The following is an 18,679-nucleotide window of genomic DNA, read 5'->3' as shown; positions in this document are numbered from 1 at the left end:
CAGCTGGACCCGGCGTACGCGGGTGATGGCAGTGATGTGCGGAACCAGGCGAAGGTCGCGACCGACAGCGCCGATCCGGATCTGTCGAACAACACGTCGGATGCGTCGACCGGTGGTCTGCCCGGTCCGGGGCCTGGCCCGAACCCGCCCTCCCCGGTGAAGGCCGACGTGGCGATCACGAAGAAGCCGGCCTCGGCTACTCCGGTCGCCGCGGGTGAGTCCTTCGACTACACGGTCACGGTGACGAACAACGGTCCCTCGCAGGCTTCGGGTCTGGTGGTGACTGATGCACTGCCGGTCATGCTGAAGTTCGTTTCGGCGAGCGATGGTTGTACGGCGACGGGTCAGGACGTGACCTGTCCGAAGCTGGGCACGTTGGCGTCGAAGGCGGCGAAGGCGTACACGATCACCGTGCGGCTCGACCCGGCCTACTCCGGTGACGGTTCGGGCGTTCGTAACCAGGCCAAGGTGGCCACCGATACTGCCGACCCGGACCTGTCCAACAACACCTCCGACGCGTCGACCGGTGGTCTGCCTGGACCGGGGCCTGGCCCGAACCCGCCCAACCCGGTGAAGGCCGACGTGGCGATCACGAAGAAGCCCGCCTCGACTACTCCGGTCGCACCCGGTGAGACGTTCGACTACACGGTCACCGTGACGAACAACGGGCCGTCGGATGCGAAGGGCTTGGTGGTGACAGATGCGTTGCCCGCCTCATTGACCTTTGTCTCGTCGCCCGACGGGTGCACGGCTTCTGGCCAGGACGCGTCGTGTCCGAAGTTGGCTACGTTGGCGGCGAAGGGTTCGAAGACCTTCACGATCAAGGTGCAGCTGGACCCGGCCTACTCCGGTGATGGCAGTGATGTGCGGAACCAGGCGAAGGTGGCCACCGACACCAGTGACCCGGACCTGTCCAACAACACCTCCGACGCCTCGACCGGTGGGCTGCCCGGTCCGGGGCCAGGCCCGAACCCGCCCTCCCCGGTGAAGGCCGATGTCGCGATCACCAAGAAGCCTGCATCGAGTGCCGCGGTCGCACCCGGGGAAACGTTCGACTACACGGTGACTGTCACCAACAACGGGCCGTCGCAGGCTTCGGGTCTGGTGGTGACTGATGCGCTGCCGTCGATGCTGAAGTTCGTTTTGGCGAGCGACAGTTGCACGGCGACCGGTCAGGATGTGACCTGCCCCAAGTTGGCCACGTTGGCGGCGAAGGGGTCGAAGACCTACATGATCACCGTGCAGCTGGACCCGGCCTATGCCGGTGACGGTTCGGATGTGCGTAACCAGGCGAAGGTGGCCACCGACAGTGCCGACCCGGACCTGTCCAACAACACCTCCGACGCCTCCACCGGCACCCTGCCCGGTCCGGGTCCCGGCCCGAACCCGCCTGCTGCGGTGAAGGCCGATGTCGCGATCACGAAGAAGCCCGCCTCGACCACTCCGGTCGCACCCGGTGAGACCTTCGACTACACGATCACCGTGACGAACAACGGGCCGTCGGATGCGAAGGGTCTGGTGGTGACTGACGCGCTGCCTGCCGCGCTGAAGTTCGTTTCGGCGAGCGACAGTTGCACGGCGACCGGTCAGGACGTCAGCTGCCCGAGGCTGCCCACGTTGGCGGCGAAGGCATCGAAGACGTACACGATCACCGTCCAACTCGACCCGGCCTACTCCGGTGACGGTTCGGACGTTCGTAACCAGGCCAAGGTGGCCACCGACAGCGCCGACCCGGACCCGACCAACAACACCTCCGACGGGTCCACGGGCACTCTTCCCGGTCCAGACCCGAACCCGCCCTCCCCGGTGAAGGCCGATGTCGCGATCACGAAGAAGCCCGGTTCGACCGCCCCGGTCGCACCCGGTGAGACGTTCGACTACACGGTCACGGTGACGAACAACGGGCCGTCGGATGCGAAGAGTCTGGTGGTGACTGATGCACTGCCTGCGATGTTGAAGTTTGTTTCGGCGAGCGACGGTTGTACGGCTGCGAGTCAGGACGTGACCTGTCCGAAGCTGGGCACTTTGGCGGCGAAGGCGTCGAAGACGTACAGGATCACCGTGCAGCTGGACCCGGCCTATGCCGGTGACGGTTCGGATGTGCGTAACCAGGCGAAGGTGGCCACCGACAGTGCCGACCCGGACCTGTCCAACAACACCTCCGACGCCTCGACCGGCACCCTGCCGGGGCCGGGTCCCGGCCCGAACCCGCCCAGTCCGGCCAGGGCAGACGTCGCCGTCACGAAGAAGCCGGCGTCGACCGCCGCGATCGCGCCTGGTGAGTCCTTCGACTACACGGTCACCGTCACCAACAACGGTCCCTCGGATGCAAAGGGCTTGACGGTCACGGACGCGCTGCCTGCCGCGCTGAAGTTCGTTTCGGCGAGCGACAGTTGCACGGCGACCGGTCAGGACGTCAGCTGCCCGAGGCTGCCCACGTTGGCAGCGAAGGCATCGAAGACGTACACGATCACCGTCCAACTCGACCCGGCCTACTCCGGTGACGGTTCGGACGTCCGCAACCAGGCCAAGGCGGCCACAGACACCACTGACCCGGACCCGACCAACAACACCTCCGACGCGTCGACCGGCACCCTGCCCGGCCCGGGTCCGAACCCGGCCAAGGCGGACGTCGCCGTCACCAAGAAGCCGGTCGGGACCAAGCAGATCGCACCGGGCGAGACGTTCGACTACACGATCACCGTCACCAACAACGGGCCCGCCCAGGCGTCCGACGTGAAGACCACCGACGCGCTCCCCGCGCCGCTGGCGTTCGTCTCCTCGGTCGACGGGTGCACCGCGGCCGGTCAGGACATGACGTGCCCAGCTCTTACGGTTCTGGCGGCCAAGGGGTCGAGGACGTTCACCTTCACCGTTCGACTGGACCAGGACTACGAGGGGGACGGCTCGGACATCGGCAACATCGCCAAGGTCACGGCCGCGACCGCCGACCCGGACCTGTCGAACAACTCCTCGGCCGCCGCCGGGCTGCCGGCCGGCAAGCCCCGCCGCGGTGAGGCCGACCTCGCCATCGACAAGTCGTCCATCGGTGCTGCGGTCGCCGCCGGGGAGAACGTCGACTACAAGATCACCGTGACCAACAACGGGCCATCGTCCGACAGTTACAAGGTGGTCCTGACCGACGAATTGCCGAAGCAGCTGACCTACGTCTCCTCCCAGCCGGCCGGGTGCACCGTGGACGCCGCGACCGGACGGGTCACCTGCCCGGCCAAGGGTCGCCTGAAGGTGGGCGAGAAGTTCTCCTACGTGCTCACCACCCGGCTGGACTCGTCCTACACGGGCGACGGCAGCGACATCGTCAACCGCGCCGTGGTCCACGCCGACAGCACCGACCCCAACCCCACCAACGACAAGGACACCGCCCCGCTGCCGGACGGCGGCCGGCCCGCCCCGCACAAGCGCGACATGGCAGCGCAGGCGATCGTGTCCAAGGAGAGCGTGCTACCCGGCGAAACGGTGGCGCTGACCGGCCGGATCAGGAACCACGGGCCGTCCACCCACCACGGCGAGGCCACTTTCGCGGTCACCCTGCCCGCCGAACTCTCGTTCGCCCAGGGGCTGCCGGGCCACTGCGCCGTGGAGAGCCCGCAGCGGGCGACCTGCAAGCTCCCGGCTGGCATCCTTCCCCAGCCTCGTACCGGAAACCGTGCCGCGCAGGACGGCTACGTTGACACCGAGTTCGCCCTGCGGGTGTCCCCGGATGCCGTGGGCGGCCAGACCCTCACCGGAAAGGTCCGGGTCAGCGATCCGATCGACCGGCTCCCCGACAACGACGAGGACACCTACACGCTGCGGATCGGAGCTGCCGCCGCCGACCTCGCACTGGCCAAGTCGGCCGGCTACCCGGCCGGCAAGACCCAGGTCGACCCCGGCGACACCTTCACCTACACCCTCACCACCACCAACCAGGGACCCTCCACTGCGGTGAATGCCAACGTCACCGACCCGCTGCCGGCCGCGCTGTCCTTCGTCTCCTCCCCGGACGGCTGCACCGCGAACGGCCGGACCGTCACCTGTGGGCCGGTCGCCCGACTGGCGCCGGGTGACAAGGCGGTCCACCGAATCCTCGTCAAGCTCGACCCCGCCTACGCGGGCAACGGGAAGGACGTCGACAACATCGCCACCGCGGCCTCCGACACCCCCGACCCCGACCAGAGCAACAACAGCAACAAGCCCGGCACCAATGGTCCCGACGGTGGCCCGCTGCACACCGGGAAGGCCCAGCCGTTGCCCAAGCCCAAGCCCCTTCCGCACACCGGCGTCGCCGTGACCGTGGCCGCCGCCGTCGGAACGCTTCTGGTACTGGTCGGACTCGGCTGCCTCGCGTTCGCGGGACGGCGTGGACGGCGGGGACGGCGCGGCCCGGCCTAGCACCTGACGCACCCTCATGCGGGCCCGGGACGGCACAGCCGTTCCGGGCCCGCAGCCGTATCCGCGCACCGGCTCGTAGCAACAGCCGGGCGCCGCCAAGCGGCGGTACGACGATGCCCCGATCGGATGATCACCCCGGGGCGCGATCGCCGGGTCACGGGCAACCCGCCTCCGCCCCGGCAGAGTTACGGCAAACGCATCGGCACGACCCGTGCGACGCGTGCTCCGGGAGGACGAGGCTTTGGCCAGTTCGAACGCGCGGTGGCAGACCGCGCTCATGATTGCCGCAGCACCGGTTGTCGTATGGTGCTGCCCGGCCATCGCCGCGGCCGCCGCACCCGCCGCACCCGCCGAAGCCCCGGCGCCGCCGCCGGCCCTGGTGGCGGTGGCGATCGACGCGGGCCGGGCCCAGGCGCAGGCCGGCGGCACCCTCACCTACACCGTCCGGGTCCGCAACGACAGCGACCGGCCCATCACGGGGGCGGAGATTTCCCAGATGCTCCCGCCCACGCTCCAGCCTCAGACCGCCGGACAGGGCGGGCAACTGGGTGCCACCCAGGTCACCTGGACCGCCGACCTGCCGCCCCGGCGCGACGTCACGCTCACCCTGACCGCCGGAGTTGCCAAGGACACCGCCCACACCGACAAGCTGGTGACGACCGCCTGCGTGCGCACCGAAGCGGGCCAGCCGCTGGCAGGTTGCGCCTCCAGTCGGCTCGCCTGGGAGCAGGAGAGCAATGCGGTCTGGCCGATGGTTGCCGCAGCCGGTGCGGGCGTGGTCACCGTGGTGGGAAGCGTCCTCGCCGTGCGCGCGCACCGCCGACGCCGGAGCTCCGGATCGGCGGTCGAGGTCGTCTGACCGAACGGGGTGTCCGCCCGGCCGACCGTCTCGCCGTCCACTGCCCGGTGCTGTCGAGTTGTCAGATGTTTCCGAGCCTGTCGGGCCGTGTGGATAACATCCGGAGCGAGCGATGGTGATCATCGCTGACGACTGGGGGGATTTCATGCGCATGCACAGCAAGGGCCTGCTGGCTCTGGCGTTCAGCTCGGTGCTGGCACTGACGACCGGTGCCTCCGGCGCCGCGGCGGACAGCCGCGGGCTGGAGATCGCGGTACCGGCCTATGTGTGGCCGGGCGACCCGATGCTGACGGGGCTTCAGGCGGCGTCGCCCGCCGCGTCCGTGGTGGTGCTCAACCCGGGGAACGGGGACACCCCGTTCAACGCCGCCTGGCAGGCGCAGGCCGACACCCTGCGCGGCGGGACCACGGCGACCGGAGCGAAGACCAAGGTGCTCGGCTACGTCCACACCGACAACGCCGCCCGTCCGCTCGCCGACGTGAAGGCGTCCGTCGACAACTACCTGAAGACCGCCGACGGCAAGCTGCACGTCGACGGCATCTTCTTCGACGTGGTCAGCCGCGACTGCGGCCCCGGGAACAGCTCCCGCGACTACTACCTGGCGCTGCGTCAGTACGTGCAGAGCACCGTCGACGCGCTCGACCCGGCTGTCCAGGAACTGGTGGTGGACAACCCGGGCACCGCGATTGCCGACTGCTACCTGGAGCCCGGACACCGCACCGCCGACACCTTCGTGACGTACGAGGGCACCTACGCGGGCTACACCGGCACCGGCTGGCTCGGCGGAAACGTCTTCAACCTCACCGCCGGCTACTACTCGGGTGCGAGCTTCGACCCGAGCGGCACCGCCTTCTGGCACCTGGTCTACGGCGTCCCCGGCACCCCGCAGATGCGGACCACCCTCGACACCGCCTTCACCCGTGGCGCGGGCTACGCCTACGCCCCCCCCCCCCCCCCCCCCCCCCCCCCCGACCGTCAGGCCTTGGGCTGCTGCTGGGTGATGCAGTGGATGCCGCCGCCGTTGGCGAAGATCTCGCGGGCGTCGACCAGTTCGACCTTGCGGCCGGGGTAGGCCTCGGCGAGCAGGTCGGCGGCGATCTGGTCGCGGGGGTCGTCGAAGGCGCAGAGGATGACCGCGCCGTTGGCGACGTAGTGATTGATGTACGAGTAGTCGACCGGCTCGCCGTCCTCGTCCGTGAGGACGGTGGGGGCGGGGAGTTCGATGACCTCCAGCGGGCGGCCCTGGGCGTCGGTGGCGGCACGCAGGATGGCGACCAGCTCCTGGCAGACCTCGTGGTCCGGGTGCGCGGGGTCGGGCTGGACGTGGGCGACCACGACGCCGGGGCGGACGAAGGAGGCGACGATGTCGATGTGGCCCCGGGTGCCGAACTCGTCGTAGTCGCGGGTGAGTCCGCGCGGCAGCCAGATCGCCTTGGTAGTGCCGAGCTGGGCGTGCAGCTCCGCCTCGACGGCCTCCTTGGTCCAGTCGAAGTTGCGGCCCTCGCCGAGCTGGACGGTCTCGGTGACCAGGACGGTGCCCTCGCCGTCGACGTGGATGCCGCCGCCCTCGTTGATCAGCCGGGAGGCGAAGCGCTGGACACCGGTCAGGCCGGTGATCTCCTCGGCGATGTGCTGGTCGTGCTCCCAGCGGGCCCAGGACTGGGCACCCCAGCCGTTGAACACCCAGTCGGTGGCCGCGAGTTCGCCGGAGTCGTTGATCAGGAAGGTCGGACCGATGTCCCGCATCCAGGCGTCGTCCAGCGGCCGCTCGACCAGCTCGACCTCGGCGGAGACGTAGCGCCGGGCGGCGTCCAGTTCGCCGGTGTTGACGATCAGGGTGACCGGCTCGTACCGGACGATGGTGTTGGCCACCCGGGCCCAGGCCTCCCGCGCGGCGCGCAGGTGCTCGGGACTGTCGAAGGTCGGGTTGTCGGTGGGGAACGCCATCCAGGTGCGCTCGTGCGGGTGCCATTCGGCGGGCATCCGGAAGCCGAGCGCGGCGGGGGTGTTGGTCATGGAGGTGTAGTCCTAAACGAGTGGGGGCCTATGCGATCAGAGGAAGTACAGGCGACTGAGGGAGACCGAGTCGGCCGGTTCGGAACGGAGCGGCGAGCCGTCCAGCGAGACCAGCCCGGTGTCTGACTCGACCTGGACGTTGCCGATCCGGGCGTTGCGCACCATGTCGCGCGGCCCGATGCCCCGGGTGTTGCGTACACCCACCCGGCGCCTACGGGTGGGGAGTTGGTCGGCCATCCGGTCCAGGTACGCGCCGTCGGCGGCGGCCTGGGCGACGAAGGCGACGGAGATGTCGGCGGCAGTGGCGCCGTGGGAGCCGAACTGGGGGCCGAGGATCAGGGGTTCGCAGCGATCGGTGGAGGCGTTGGGGTCGCCGACGACGCCGTAGGCGGGGAAGCCTGCCTTCAGGATCAGCTGCGGCTTGGCGCCGAAGTGGTCGGGCCGCCAGAGCACGATGTCGGCGAGTTTGCCGATTTCGATGGAGCCGACTTCGTGGGCGAGGCCGTGGGCGATGGCGGGGTTGATGGTGAGTTTGGCGATGTAGCGCAGGACGCGTTCGTTGTCGTCGCCGCTCTCCGCCGTGCCGAAACCGCCGTCGAGGGGGCCGAGTTCGGCCTTCATCTTGCCGGCCATCGCGAAGGTGCGGCGGACGGTTTCGCCGGCGCGGCCCATGCCCTGGGCGTCGGAGGAGGTGATGCCGATGACCCCGAGGTCGTGGAGGACGTCTTCGGCGCCCATGGTGCCGGCGCGGATGCGGTCGCGGGCCATGGCGGCGTCGCCGGGGAGGTCGACCTTGAGGTCGTGGGCGGAGACGATCATCCCGAAGTGCTCGCCGAGCGCGTCCCGGCCGAAGGGGAGGGTGGGGTTGGTGGAGGACCCGATGACGTTCTCCACGCCCGCCATCTTCAGGACGTTGGGGACGTGTCCGCCGCCGCAGCCCTCGATGTGGAAGGCGTGGATGGTGCGGCCGTCCAGCACCCGCAGGGTGTCCTCGACCGAGAGGCACTCGTTCAGGCCGTCGGTGTGCAGGGCCACCTGCACGTCGTACTCCTCCGCCACCCGCAGCGCGGTGTCCAGGGCGCGGGTGTGGGCGCCCATGTCCTCGTGCACCTTGAACCCCGACGCGCCGCCCTCGGCCAGCGCCTCGATCAGCGGCGCGGGGTCGGAGGACGAACCCCGGCCCAGGAACCCGATGTTGACCGGCCACGCGTCGAAGGAGTTGAACGCGTGGCGCAACGCCCACGGGGAGTTCACCCCGACGCCCCAGACCGGGCCGAACTCCTGGCCGATGATCGTGGTGACGCCGGAGGCCAGCGAGGCCTCCATGATCCTCGGTGACAGCAGGTGCACATGGGTGTCGATGGCACCCGCGGTGGCGATCAGGCCCTCGCCGGAGACGATCGTGGTGCCGGTGCCGACGACCACGTCGACGCCGTGCAGGGTGTCGGGGTTGCCAGCCCGTCCGATCGAGGCGATCCGGCCGTCGATCAGGCCGATCGAGGTCTTCCGGATGCCCAGCACCGCGTCGATCACCAGCACGTTGCTGATCACCACGTCGCAGGTGTCCCGGACGGCGGCGGCTTTGAGGTGCAGGCCGTCCCGGGCGGTCTTGCCGAACCCGGCGAGGAACTCCTCGCCCGGCTCCTGGGAGTCGGACTCGACCCGGATGATCAGGCCGCTGTCGCCGAGGCGGATCCGGTCACCGGCCCGGGGGCCGTGGACGGAGACGTAGTCGTGCGGGGTGATGGCGCTCATGCTGCGACCTCACGGAAGGGGCGGGCGGTGTTCACGTTTCGAGCTCCGCGTCGTCGAAGCTGGTCAGGTAGCCGGTGGCGCGCGCCTTGGTCAGGGCTGCCTCCCGTGCACCGGGTGCGTCGAGCGGGCCGTCCACCAGGCCCGCAAAGCCGATCGCGACCCGGTCGCCGCCGATCGGCACCAGGCCGACCTCGACGGTGGCGCCCGGGTCGAAGCGGACCGAGGAGCCGGCCGGGACGGCCAGGTGGGTGCCGTACGCGGCGGAGCGGTCGAAGGCCAGGCGCGGGTTGGCCTCGAAGAAGTGGAAGTGCGAGGTGACCGAGATCGGTACCGCCGAGGTGTTGTGCACCGGGAGCAGCAGGGTCTCCTCGACGGGGTCGTAGCCCGCGCCGCTGCCCAGCAGTGCCCCGCCGGGGGCGTGGTCGCCGAGTGAACCGCGGCCCCGGAACGGGTCGTTGATCACCGCGAGCCGGGTGCCGTCGTCGAAGACGGCTTCGACCTGGACCACCGTCACCACGTCCGGCACGCCAGGCAGGACATCGTCGGCGGTCAGCACGCTGCGCCCGGCCTCGATCGCCTCGGCCAGCCGTCGGCCGTCCCGGGCCGCCTCGCAGACGGTGTCCGCGATCAGTGCGGTGGCTTCCGGGATGTTGAGGCGTACGCCCCGCGCACGCCGGGCGCGGGCCAGCTCGGCCGCTGTGAAGATCAGCAGCCGATCCCGCTCGGTGGGGGTCAGTCGCACGGTGCCTCGCTCGCTCGTGCCGGTGGGTCAGTACAGAAGTCGGAACTCGACGCGGAAGTTAGAACGTCGTTCAAACATCTCCGGCCATTGAACCCGGGCCGGGCCGCCATGTCCAGCCTTGTCCGTCCCGGTCCGTTCGGCGCGTCGGATGTCGCAACCGTGTATTCGGTGGCGATGAAATGACAGTGGCCTGATATAAATATGGCAACGTACATCGAGAGAGGGGCGCACTCATGCGCGCAGTCCGCTACACCCGCACCGGCGGCCCCGAGGTCCTGGAGCTCGCCGACATACCCGCTCCACTGCCCGGGCCGGGCGAGGTCGCCATCGACGTCAGCCACGCCGGGGTGCACTTCGCCGACGTGATGTTCCGGCGCGGCCAGTTCCCGATCGGCCTGCCCGCCGTCCCCGGCATCGAGGTCGCGGGCACCGTTGCCGCCCTCGGCGCCGGGGTGACGGGGCTTCAGGTCGGCGAGGCCGTGGTCGCCGTCCCGACCGGCTTCGGCGGCAACGCCGAGCGGGTGGTGGCCCCGGCCGTCACCACGCTGCCGCTGAACGGGCTCGACCCACTGCTGGCCGCCGCCACCGCCTGCAACGCCGCCACCGCCGTCGGCACCCTGCGCGGGGCGGCCCGGATCGCAGCGGGTGACCGGGTGCTGGTGCTCGGCGCCTCCGGCGGCCTCGGCAGCCTGCTCGGCCGGCTCGCCACCGAGTACGGCGCCGCCCTGGTGGTCGGCGCCGCGAGCACCCCCGAGCGCGCCGCCCGGGCCGCCGCCCACGGATACCGGCACGCGTTCGCGTACGCCGAACTGGCCGACCGTACGCCCGGGCTGACGGACGGCCACGGCTTCGACGTGATCATCGACTCGGTCGGCGGCGAGCCGCGCGCCCAGGCCCGCGCCCTGCTCGCGGTGCTCGGCCGCCATGTGGTGATCGGCAACGCCGCCGACCAGGACCTGAGCCTGGACGCCAACCAGGTCTGGTACGACAGCTTCACGCTGGCCGGCTACAACCTGGGCGGTGTGCTGGCCCGCCGCCCCGACCTGTTCCGGGCCCACCTCGCCGAGGGCCTGCGACTGGTCGCCGACGGCATCCTCACCCTCGACGTCCAGGAGATCGGCTGGGACGGCGTCGCCGAGGCACACGCCCGACTGGAGGGCCGGACCGCCGAGGCGAAGTACGTGCTGCGCACCGCCTGACCCATACTGGACCGGTCCCGCGCACGCCCTCGACCGGCCCCGCGCACCGCCGACGAGAGGCCCCGGCCGATGAGCAGCAGCACCGACCCCGCCGAGCTGCTGGCCGGCCCCCAGGGCGCCCAGCTCCGCCTCGGGCTGGCCATCAAGCAGGCCGAGCAGGCCATGATGGCGGCCAAGGCGGAGGCGCTGCGCGGCCTGGAGCTGACCGTGCCGCAGTACGCCGTGCTGCTCCAGCTCGTCGACCGCCCCGACCGCTCGGGGGCCCAGCTGGCCCGGGGAGCCGCCGTCACCCCGCAGACCATGGCCGGGGTGCTGGCGAACCTGGAGGCCAAGGGCCTGATCGAACGTCAGCAGTCCGAGGTGCACGGCAAGGTGATGCTGTCCCGGCTCAGCGAGACCGGCCGGGCCCTGGTCACCGAGGCGGACACCCGCGCGGTCGGGGTCGAGGCCGCCCTCTGGTCCGCCTTCGACCCGGCCGAGCGGGAGCAGCTCCGCGCTCTGCTGCTCCGAGCGGTCTCCGCCCTCCAACGGCCGTAGCCGAACCAAACCTCCGGAGCACCCCGAAAGGGATCACTTCTGGCCCGCTGAGCTCCACTTCACCCCAGGTGATCGGGTACCTACTGTTGCGTAGCCCGACCACTGGGCATGAGGATGGTCGTCAGTATCGGGACAGGCCGCCGGCGGGGGACGCGGAGCGGCCGGCTGTCCGAACGAGGGGTGGGGGCGTACGTGATGGACGGTCAGGCGAGATTTCCGCGGCAGCGGACGGCTTCGAGCAGCGACCAGGTTCGGCCCAGGGGCTTCGGGGAGGAGACGCCGCCGGTGCACGAGCCCGGCTGCGCCCTGCACCGCAGACTGCACGCGGCGCTGGCCCCCGCCGACCTGATCGCGGTGGGCGCTGTCCGCCGTCGGCTGCGAGCCGCACTCAACCACTGGGGCGTGCCCCAACTCGCGGACACCGCCGAGCTGCTGGCCTCCGAGCTGGTCACCAACGCACTGCTGCACACCGAGCGCGGCGCGGTGCTGGACGCGGTGCTCACCCCGGAGCAGCGGCTGCGGATCGAGGTGCAGGACACCACCACCAGGCTGCCCGGCCGTCGGACGCCGAGCGAGACCGCCACCTCCGGCCGCGGGCTGCTGCTGGTGGAGGCCCTCGCCGACGACTGGGGCGTCCAGCTGCGCGGCGACGGGAAGGTCACCTGGTTCGAGCTCGGAGCGGCTTGATCACGGGCCGTGGTGGTGTCACGAAAGCAGCCGTGACCATTGCCCACGAAGCGCCGATGTGCTGACCTGGCAGTGTCCGGTGTAGCCGATGCCGAATCCTCGCCCTATCCGCGCTGGTGAGGCGGTACTAGTAATCTTTCGGCAGGATAGTGAGAATGTGTGCGCGGGAAGGCGGCGGGGAGAACCGAGCCTCGACCGACCACCACCGCCCGACGCACCGCCCACCACTCAGCACACGGCCATCGCAGTCCGCCCGGACGGCGTGGCCATGGCAGCGGCAGGAGAAGCATGGCGACAGAGCCCGAGCCGCAGGGGCCCGCACGCCGTACCCCACCGGCCCAGTCCTCCCGCAGTGCGGCGGCCGCCGGTTCGCTCCGGTCCGCCGCCGGCCTGGCGGGCGGGCGGATCGTCCCCGCCGTCTCCCGGGGCCTGCCCACCCGTACCGGCGACTCCACCCCCGACTGGCTCGAGCCGGCGATGGCCGCCAACGGCATCGGCTCCTTCGACTGGGACATCCGCCGCGACCGCCTGGAGGGTGACCAGCGCGCCTGCGCCATCCTCGGCCTGCAGCCGGGCCGGTTCGACCGCAGCTCGGGGGCCTTCCTGGCGATGCTGCACCCCGAGGACGCACCGGTGGTCCGCCGCCGGGTCGAGCGGGCGGTCACCGAGCTGGGCCAGTGCGGTGCCTACTACCGGACGGTGTTCCCGGGCGGTGACCTGCACGCGGTGCGGTTCCGCGGCCGGGTGCTGGCGGACGCCTTCGGGCGGCCGTCCCGGATGGTCGGCTTCGTCTGGGACGCCACCGTCGAGCTGCACAAGCGCGAGCGGGCCGGGGCGATGGCCCAGCTGCGCGAGGAGCGCTCCCGGTTCATCAAGGAGGCCGCCCGGGCGCTCTCCGAGGCCGTCACGGTCCGGGACGTGGCCCGGGTCTTCACCGAGCTGCCGCTGCCCGGCCTGCCGCCGGACGGCCTGGTGCTCTCCTCGCTGGAGGCCGGCCGGCTGCAGATCCTCGGCGCCAGCGGCTACCGCGCGGGCGACCTCCAGCAGTACGACCGCACGCCGATCTCGCCCGCCCACCCCGCCTCCGAGGCGATCCGCAACCGGGTGCCGATCTTCATCTCCAGCCGGGACGAGTACCGCGACCGCTATCCCGAGGCGTACCCGCAGCTGGCCCAGGGCGGTCCGCGCAGTGCCTGGGCCTTCCTGCCGCTGGTCGCCAGCGGGCGGCCCATCGGGGTCTGCCTGGTCAGTTTCGACGACGACCGGGAGCTGGACGCGGACGAGCGCACCCTGCTCTCCACCCTCGGTGGGCTGGTCGCCCAGTCCCTGGCCAGGGCCCGGCTGCACGACGCCGAGCACGAGCTGGCGGCCGGTCTGCAGCGGGTGATGCTGCCCCGTACGGTGCCCTCGGTGCCGGGTGTGACCACCGCCGTGCGCTACCTGGCGGCCGGTTCGGGCCTGCAGATCGGCGGCGACTGGTACGACGTGGTGCCGCTGCCCGGCGGGCACGTCGGCCTGGTGATCGGCGACGTGCAGGGCCACGACGTGCACGCGGCGGGCATCATGGGCCAGCTGCGGATCGCGCTGCGCGCGTACGCCGCCGAGGGCCACCCGCCCGCCGCGGTGATGGCCAGGGCCTCCCGCTTCCTGGCCGACCTGGACACCGACCACTTCGCCACCTGCACCTACGCCGAGGTGAACGTCGACTACGGCGTGGTCTACGCCGTCCGGGCGGGCCACCTGGATCCGGTGGTGCGGCGCGGCGACGGCAGCGCCACCATCGTGCCGGTGGCCGGCGGTCTGCCGCTCGGGGTCGCGCCGGACGAGGAGTACCGGGTGACCCGGTTCAGCCTGGACCCGGGCGAGACGGTGGTGCTCTGCACCGACGGCCTGGTCGAGTCCCGCGAGATGGACCTGGACACCGGCTTCGCCCGGCTCTGCGCCGCGGTCTCCCAGGAGCTGCCCGGCCGGGACGAGGGCCCGCGCGACCAGCTGGAGGAGCTGGCCGACCGGATCGCCTCGCAGGCCGCCGACTCCACCGAGCGCGAGGACGACATAGCGCTGCTGCTGCTCCGCTGGGACGGCCCGGCGGGCGGCCTGGCCGCCCAACAGCTGCGCCGCCGGATCGGCCAGGCCGACCTGGCCCGGATCTCCGAGCTGCGCGGCGAGCTGCGGGACGCGCTGCGCCGCTGGGGCGTCGGTGAGCTGGTGGATACCGCCGAGCTGCTCGCCTCCGAGCTGGTCACCAACGCGATCCGGCACACCGACCGGGACGCGATGTTCACCGCGCGGCTCTACCGCGAGACGGACGGCGACGGGACCAGGGTCAGGCTGCGGGTCGAGGTGGAGGACGAGTCCGACCTCTGGCCGACCCGGCGGACGCCGGGGGAGCAGGCCTCCTCCGGGCGCGGGCTGATGCTGGTGGAGGCGCTGGCCGACGGCTGGGGCGTGGAACCGCGCGGCACCGGGAAGCGGATGTGGTTCGAACTCTGCCCGGAGCGGGCCGAGTAGCTTCCCGGGGAGCCTGCCGGGGCCCGCAAGGGCGTCAGCCGAACTGCTGCTCAAGGTCCTTCAGCTTCTGCTCCAGCGAATCCAGCCGGGGCAGCGTCATGGTGTCCTCCTCGGGCGTGAGGTCGACGCTGCGGCGGGCCGGCAGCCCCGGCTGGGTGGCCTTGCCCTCGACCGCCTGCTCCTCGGCGGCCCGCTCCTCGGCCAGGGTCTCGCCCGCTATCGCGGGCTCCGAGCTGCCCGCCTCCAACTGCGCGGCGGCGAGCTGTCGTTCGGCCGAGCGGGGCCTCCAGTGCCCGCCGGGCTGCCGCCCGATCGCCCGGATCTCGGCCCGCTCACGGCGGCTGGCCAGCCGCTGCCGCTCGCGGTCCAGCGCGGCCTGCCGCTTGTCGTCCCGGACCTCCTCGACCGCCTCGTCCAGGCTGCGGACGCCCTCGAGCAGCATCAACGACCAGGCGGCGTACGTCTCCAGAGGCGCCCTCAGCCAGCGGACGATCCGGATCTGCGGCAGCGGGCGGGGCACCAGGCCCTGCTCGCGCAGCGCGGCCCGGCGGGTCTGCTTCAGTGCGCGGTCGAACAGGATCGCCGCCGAGAGCGACATCCCGGCGAAGAACTGCGGTGCACCGACGTGGCCCAACCCGCGTGGGGCGTGCACCCAGTTGAACCAGGCGGAGGCCCCGGCGAAGAACCAGACCAGCAGCCGGGAGCCGAGCGCGGCGTCACCGTGGCTGGCCTCCCGGACGGCGAGCACCGAGCAGAACATCGCGGCGCCGTCCAGACCGAACGGGACCAGGTACTCCCAGCCGCCGGACAGGCCGAGGTTCTCCGTACCGAAGCCGACCAGGCCGTGGAAGGAGAGCGCGGCCGCGACCCCGGCGCAGCAGAACAGCAGGGTGTACGAGGCACCCCCGTACAGCGACTCCTTGCGGCGGCGGCGCTCCTCGGCGCGCTCCCAGGAGTCGCCCGAACCGGCGGCCGCTGCGGCGGCCCTGGTCCGCAGGAAGGTCACCAGGACGGCGACCACCACCAGACCGGTCACGCCCGTGACGGCCCAGCCCAGTGGAATATCGGACAGTTTCATGGCCGGAACCAGCCTCGCTTTCCTGCCTTTTGATGGCGAGCCACCACTATGGCGGATGTGTGCCGTCCATTTGGCTGATTCGCCGTCAATGCACCGAGGAGAGGGAATTCCGACCTGGTTCTATCCGTACGGTCCGATGAAATGACCGAACTGATTCGAACTTTTTCTCGCCTATTCCGAGCAGACGCGCGGACAGGTCGGACAGACCTCTTCCGGCCGCACGGTGTAGAAGAGGCAGCAACTCACCCTGGTCCTGGTCCGGGTGGCCGTCGCCGACTCCACCGACTCCACCGGGCGGAAGTCCGCCCCGCCGACGAACGGTGCGTCACTCGGCCCCGGCAGCAGCTCGGACACCTCGGCGGCGGCCCGCTCCTCCTCGCCGAGCAGGGAGCCCAGGAACCAGAGCCCTTCGATCACGTCGTCGGTGGCGATGCCCCAGAGGGTGCGCGGACCGCGCCGCACCAGCGGGCGGAAGGCGGCCAGCACCGGCGTCAGGTGCTCGGTCAGGGCGGCCAGCAGCTCGGCCCGCAGGGCGGGCCCGTCCGGGACCACCCGGGTGCCGGGGGCACCGGCTGCCGGGTCGTCCGGCAGGCAGGCGAACCCGGCCGGTCGGACGAGGAGTTCACCGGCGGCGCGGTTGATCGCCACCCGGTCGACCGGCAGCCGGGGCACCCGGCGCTCCAGGAACCAGGGCAGCGTGAAGGCCAGCGCGGCCGGCCAGAGGTACCGGTGCAGCGAGAACCCGGCGGCCACATCCTGGCGGAGCGGCTCCCCGTACTCGGCCAGGCCGAGCCCGGCGTCGAAGGCCACCATCTCCCGGAGCGCCGACCCGTCCCGGACCAACTCCGCGGCCGCCGCGSCCCGGTGCAGATCCGCAGGCTCGGGAACACCGCGTGCTGGCGGGCGTAACTGCCGTGCAGTGGGGCTGTGCTGACGGGCCGACGGGATTTGGTGCTGCTCACGGTCATGCTGGCCCGATCGGGACGACCGGAGCTCCACGGAGCCCGGGGACGGCAAGGTGCACCTGCCGGTCTCCCCAGTCAGGTTAGGCTCACCTTATCTGATGCCGTCCCCGGCTGCCCGTCAGGCGCGGCCGTCCGGGGGAGCGGTGGGGGCGGGCACCGGGTTCAGGCGGCGCGCGAGCCAGACCGGTACGCCGCCGAGTGCCTGCACCAGCCGGGCCGCCTCCGCGCGCAGCCGGACCGCCTCGGCCGGCTCCGACACCTCGGCGAGCGCGGCCAGCGCGGGGGCCACCCCCACGGTGAAGCCGAGCTCCTCACGGATTGTCAGCGAGGCCCGGAAGCCCTCCCTGGCCCGCTCCAGTTCGCCGGCCGCCAGCGAGAGCGAGGCCAGGTGGCGCCAGGTGTACGAGCGCAGCAGCTCGTCCCCGACCCGGTCGGCGCCCTCGTGCGCCCTGCGGTACGCGATCCAGGCCGCCGTGCGGTCGTGCAGCAGGTTCTCCGCGACCAGGCCCCGGCGGAAGTCGAGCAGCGGCCGCCCGGGCGCGTCCGGCGGCAGCAGGGCCGAGGTGCGGCCGAGTGCGGCCTGGGCCTCGTCCAGCCGGTCGCGCGGGCCGAGCACGCTGGCGACGTACGCCAGGAAGCCGCGGGCGCAGGTCGCGCCGGCCCGTTGGTCGGCCGTGGTCGCACCGGCCTCGGCGAGGCGCAGGGCCTGTTCGGCCTGCTCCCAGTGCGCGGCGGTGAACATGCACTGTTCGATGAGGAGTTCGGCTCGGCCGAGTGCGGCCGACGGATCGGCTGCGGCAGCCGGGCGGAGCAGTTCAGCGGCCTCCTGCCAACATCCACGGGAACGCAGTCGCCACACCGCGTCCGTCTTGCTGCCCCCCAGGGCCGTACCGTGCTCCGACAACGCCACCTCCTTGTGTGCGGTGTCCAGCGAGCGGGCTGCTGTGGCGGCAATTCAACACGTGGGTGAGCTTGTGCACCAGATCACGAGCGGGAGATGATCCGGAACCATCCGCTCCTCATCGAGTGGTCCAGACCGGTCGGGGTGGCTCGGATCAGAACGTCCAGCCGGTCTCCATCAGCGCCTCGGCGGCGCCGTTGGCGGGCTGCGGTATGCCCGCCGGGTCCAACCGGAAGAGTGCGACCAGCAGTTGTTCGCCCCGGACCACGGCCTGCTGGGTGAAGCCGGAGAGGGTGAACAGTGCGGCGGCGATCTCCTCGGTGTGCAGGGTCTGCAGCCAGAGACACTCCACCGTCTTGATGTCGGCCGGCGTACCGGCGGCGTCCACCTGGGCCACCATCCGGGTACCCAACAGGGTGATGGCCGAACTGTCCTGATCCTCCGTCAGCTCCAGGTCGTCGAAGCCGAGCCACTGGAGGTAGCGGGCCGCCGTCAGCACCGCGTCCTCCTGGGTGCGCACCGGGTGCGGCCGGAACGGCGGTCGCTGCTGCCAGGCGGCGGGCTGCAGGTGGGTGCTCTGCGGCGGCACGGTCTGCCCGCCGCCGGACGCGATGCCGGTGAACGGGCGGGCGATGTGCGGCCGTTGCTCCTGTGGACGGCGGGACTGGCCCGGGCCGAGCGGCCCGGTGCTCTGTAGCCGGGGCGCGCGGTCCACCGGGAGGCGCACGGTGGCCCCGCAGTTGCAGGTGAACTCCGGCTGCGGCCACTGGTCGTTGCGCCCGCAGTGCGGGCAGCGCATGCTCAGCCAGGAGTCCTCCCAGGACCGGAACCTGATCTGGACCGGCACACCGCCGCGCAGCAGCGGGACGCGCAACTGGGCGCCGCAGGGGCAGGGCAGGCTGGGCGGCTCGTACAGGTGCTCGCGGCGGCAGGCCGGGCAGCGGATCTCGGTCGCGCCGTAAGGCCGCTCGGCCCCTTGCTCGTTGAAGTCGTCGGGCAGCGGCACTCCGGGCATTGCTCGCACCGTCCTTCTGGTC

General features: G+C 71.6%; 13 protein-coding genes and 1 pseudogene. 7 read left to right on the top strand and 7 right to left on the bottom strand.

All coding sequences use genetic code 11. From position 1 onward, the window contains the following. The first annotated feature begins 168 nt into the window (after nt 1-168). From ACXJMZ_RS21380 to ACXJMZ_RS21370, 3 genes are all read left to right on the top strand, one after another. Complete coding sequence (locus ACXJMZ_RS21380) at nt 169-4,392, top strand: hypothetical protein (RefSeq protein WP_457031663.1); 4,224 nt, start codon at nt 169-171, stop codon at nt 4,390-4,392. A 277-nt stretch (nt 4,393-4,669) separates the two neighbouring features. Further along, nucleotides 4,670-5,251 carry a hypothetical protein gene (locus ACXJMZ_RS21375; protein WP_457031662.1) on the top strand — a complete coding sequence of 194 codons (582 nt, stop codon included), beginning with the start codon at nt 4,670-4,672 and terminating at the stop codon, nt 5,249-5,251. Nucleotides 5,252-5,363: 112 nt separating this feature from the next. Then, a complete protein-coding gene (locus ACXJMZ_RS21370; protein ID WP_457031661.1) occupies nt 5,364-6,323 on the top strand; it encodes a spherulation-specific family 4 protein in 960 nt (319 codons plus the stop codon). Here ACXJMZ_RS21370 and ACXJMZ_RS21365 read toward each other — a convergent pair. The 3 genes from ACXJMZ_RS21365 to ACXJMZ_RS21355 are packed head-to-tail and all read right to left on the bottom strand — an operon-like array spanning nt 6,227 to nt 9,764. Continuing rightward, a complete protein-coding gene (locus ACXJMZ_RS21365; protein ID WP_457031660.1) occupies nt 6,227-7,267 on the bottom strand; it encodes an agmatine deiminase family protein in 1,041 nt (346 codons plus the stop codon). The genes ACXJMZ_RS21370 and ACXJMZ_RS21365 overlap by 97 nt on opposite strands. Before the next feature lie 36 nt (nt 7,268-7,303). Beyond that, on the bottom strand, nt 7,304-9,022 hold the full coding sequence (locus ACXJMZ_RS21360) for an urease subunit alpha (RefSeq protein WP_457031659.1): 1,719 nt from the start codon (nt 9,020-9,022) through the stop codon (nt 7,304-7,306). 31 nt (nt 9,023-9,053) lie between these two features. Then, the gene (locus ACXJMZ_RS21355; protein WP_457031658.1) at nt 9,054-9,764 is read right to left on the bottom strand and encodes an urease subunit gamma; all 711 of its coding nucleotides are present in this window, start codon (nt 9,762-9,764) and stop codon (nt 9,054-9,056) included. Nucleotides 9,765-9,997: 233 nt separating this feature from the next. On the opposite strand from ACXJMZ_RS21355, the gene ACXJMZ_RS21350 reads away from it, so the two are divergent. From ACXJMZ_RS21350 to ACXJMZ_RS21335, 4 genes are all read left to right on the top strand, one after another. Further along, nucleotides 9,998-10,963: a quinone oxidoreductase family protein gene (locus ACXJMZ_RS21350; protein WP_457031657.1), complete on the top strand. Its 966-nt coding sequence runs from the start codon at nt 9,998-10,000 to the stop codon at nt 10,961-10,963. A gap of 69 nt (nt 10,964-11,032) precedes the next feature. Further along, nucleotides 11,033-11,500: a MarR family winged helix-turn-helix transcriptional regulator gene (locus ACXJMZ_RS21345; RefSeq protein ID WP_457031656.1), complete on the top strand. Its 468-nt coding sequence runs from the start codon at nt 11,033-11,035 to the stop codon at nt 11,498-11,500. Between the two features lie 285 nt (nt 11,501-11,785). Next, nucleotides 11,786-12,187 (top strand): ATP-binding protein, encoded by a 402-nt coding sequence (locus ACXJMZ_RS21340; protein ID WP_235502448.1) that lies wholly within the window; start codon nt 11,786-11,788, stop codon nt 12,185-12,187. A gap of 288 nt (nt 12,188-12,475) precedes the next feature. Beyond that, nucleotides 12,476-14,698 (top strand): SpoIIE family protein phosphatase, encoded by a 2,223-nt coding sequence (locus ACXJMZ_RS21335; protein ID WP_457031655.1) that lies wholly within the window; start codon nt 12,476-12,478, stop codon nt 14,696-14,698. Between the two features lie 34 nt (nt 14,699-14,732). Here the strand turns inward: ACXJMZ_RS21335 and ACXJMZ_RS21330 are convergent, their stop codons facing one another. The 4 genes and pseudogenes from ACXJMZ_RS21330 to ACXJMZ_RS21315 all read right to left on the bottom strand — a co-directional run bounded on the left by ACXJMZ_RS21330 (nt 14,733) and on the right by ACXJMZ_RS21315 (nt 18,657). Beyond that, nucleotides 14,733-15,776 (bottom strand): DUF2637 domain-containing protein, encoded by a 1,044-nt coding sequence (locus ACXJMZ_RS21330; RefSeq protein ID WP_457031654.1) that lies wholly within the window; start codon nt 15,774-15,776, stop codon nt 14,733-14,735. 171 nt (nt 15,777-15,947) lie between these two features. Then, nucleotides 15,948-16,744 (bottom strand): annotated as a pseudogene (locus tag ACXJMZ_RS21325) ((2Fe-2S)-binding protein). Nucleotides 16,745-16,859: 115 nt separating this feature from the next. Continuing rightward, nucleotides 16,860-17,645 carry a hypothetical protein gene (locus ACXJMZ_RS21320; protein ID WP_457031653.1) on the bottom strand — a complete coding sequence of 262 codons (786 nt, stop codon included), beginning with the start codon at nt 17,643-17,645 and terminating at the stop codon, nt 16,860-16,862. Nucleotides 17,646-17,796: 151 nt separating this feature from the next. After that, nucleotides 17,797-18,657, bottom strand: coding sequence for a hypothetical protein (locus ACXJMZ_RS21315; RefSeq protein ID WP_457031652.1), 861 nt, complete (start codon nt 18,655-18,657; stop codon nt 17,797-17,799). Nucleotides 18,658-18,679: the final 22 nt, after the last annotated feature.

Source organism: Kitasatospora sp. P5_F3, from assembly GCF_054049135.1.
Note: the sequence above shows the minus strand (reverse complement) of the source record. Positions and strands in the feature narration are given on the sequence as shown.

What these genes read in the sequence shown, in the direction of transcription:
- ACXJMZ_RS21375 (WP_457031662.1), top strand. Translation starts at nt 4,670, where the DNA reads ATGATTGCCGCAGCACCGGTTGTCGTATGGTGCTGCCCGGCCATCGCC.
- ACXJMZ_RS21370 (WP_457031661.1), top strand. Translation starts at nt 5,364, where the DNA reads ATGGTGATCATCGCTGACGACTGGGGGGATTTCATGCGCATGCACAGC.
- ACXJMZ_RS21365 (WP_457031660.1), bottom strand. Translation starts at nt 7,267, where the DNA reads ATGACCAACACCCCCGCCGCGCTCGGCTTCCGGATGCCCGCCGAATGG.
- ACXJMZ_RS21360 (WP_457031659.1), bottom strand. Translation starts at nt 9,022, where the DNA reads ATGAGCGCCATCACCCCGCACGACTACGTCTCCGTCCACGGCCCCCGG.
- ACXJMZ_RS21350 (WP_457031657.1), top strand. Translation starts at nt 9,998, where the DNA reads ATGCGCGCAGTCCGCTACACCCGCACCGGCGGCCCCGAGGTCCTGGAG.
- ACXJMZ_RS21345 (WP_457031656.1), top strand. Translation starts at nt 11,033, where the DNA reads ATGAGCAGCAGCACCGACCCCGCCGAGCTGCTGGCCGGCCCCCAGGGC.
- ACXJMZ_RS21335 (WP_457031655.1), top strand. Translation starts at nt 12,476, where the DNA reads ATGGCGACAGAGCCCGAGCCGCAGGGGCCCGCACGCCGTACCCCACCG.
- ACXJMZ_RS21330 (WP_457031654.1), bottom strand. Translation starts at nt 15,776, where the DNA reads ATGAAACTGTCCGATATTCCACTGGGCTGGGCCGTCACGGGCGTGACC.
- ACXJMZ_RS21315 (WP_457031652.1), bottom strand. Translation starts at nt 18,657, where the DNA reads ATGCCCGGAGTGCCGCTGCCCGACGACTTCAACGAGCAAGGGGCCGAG.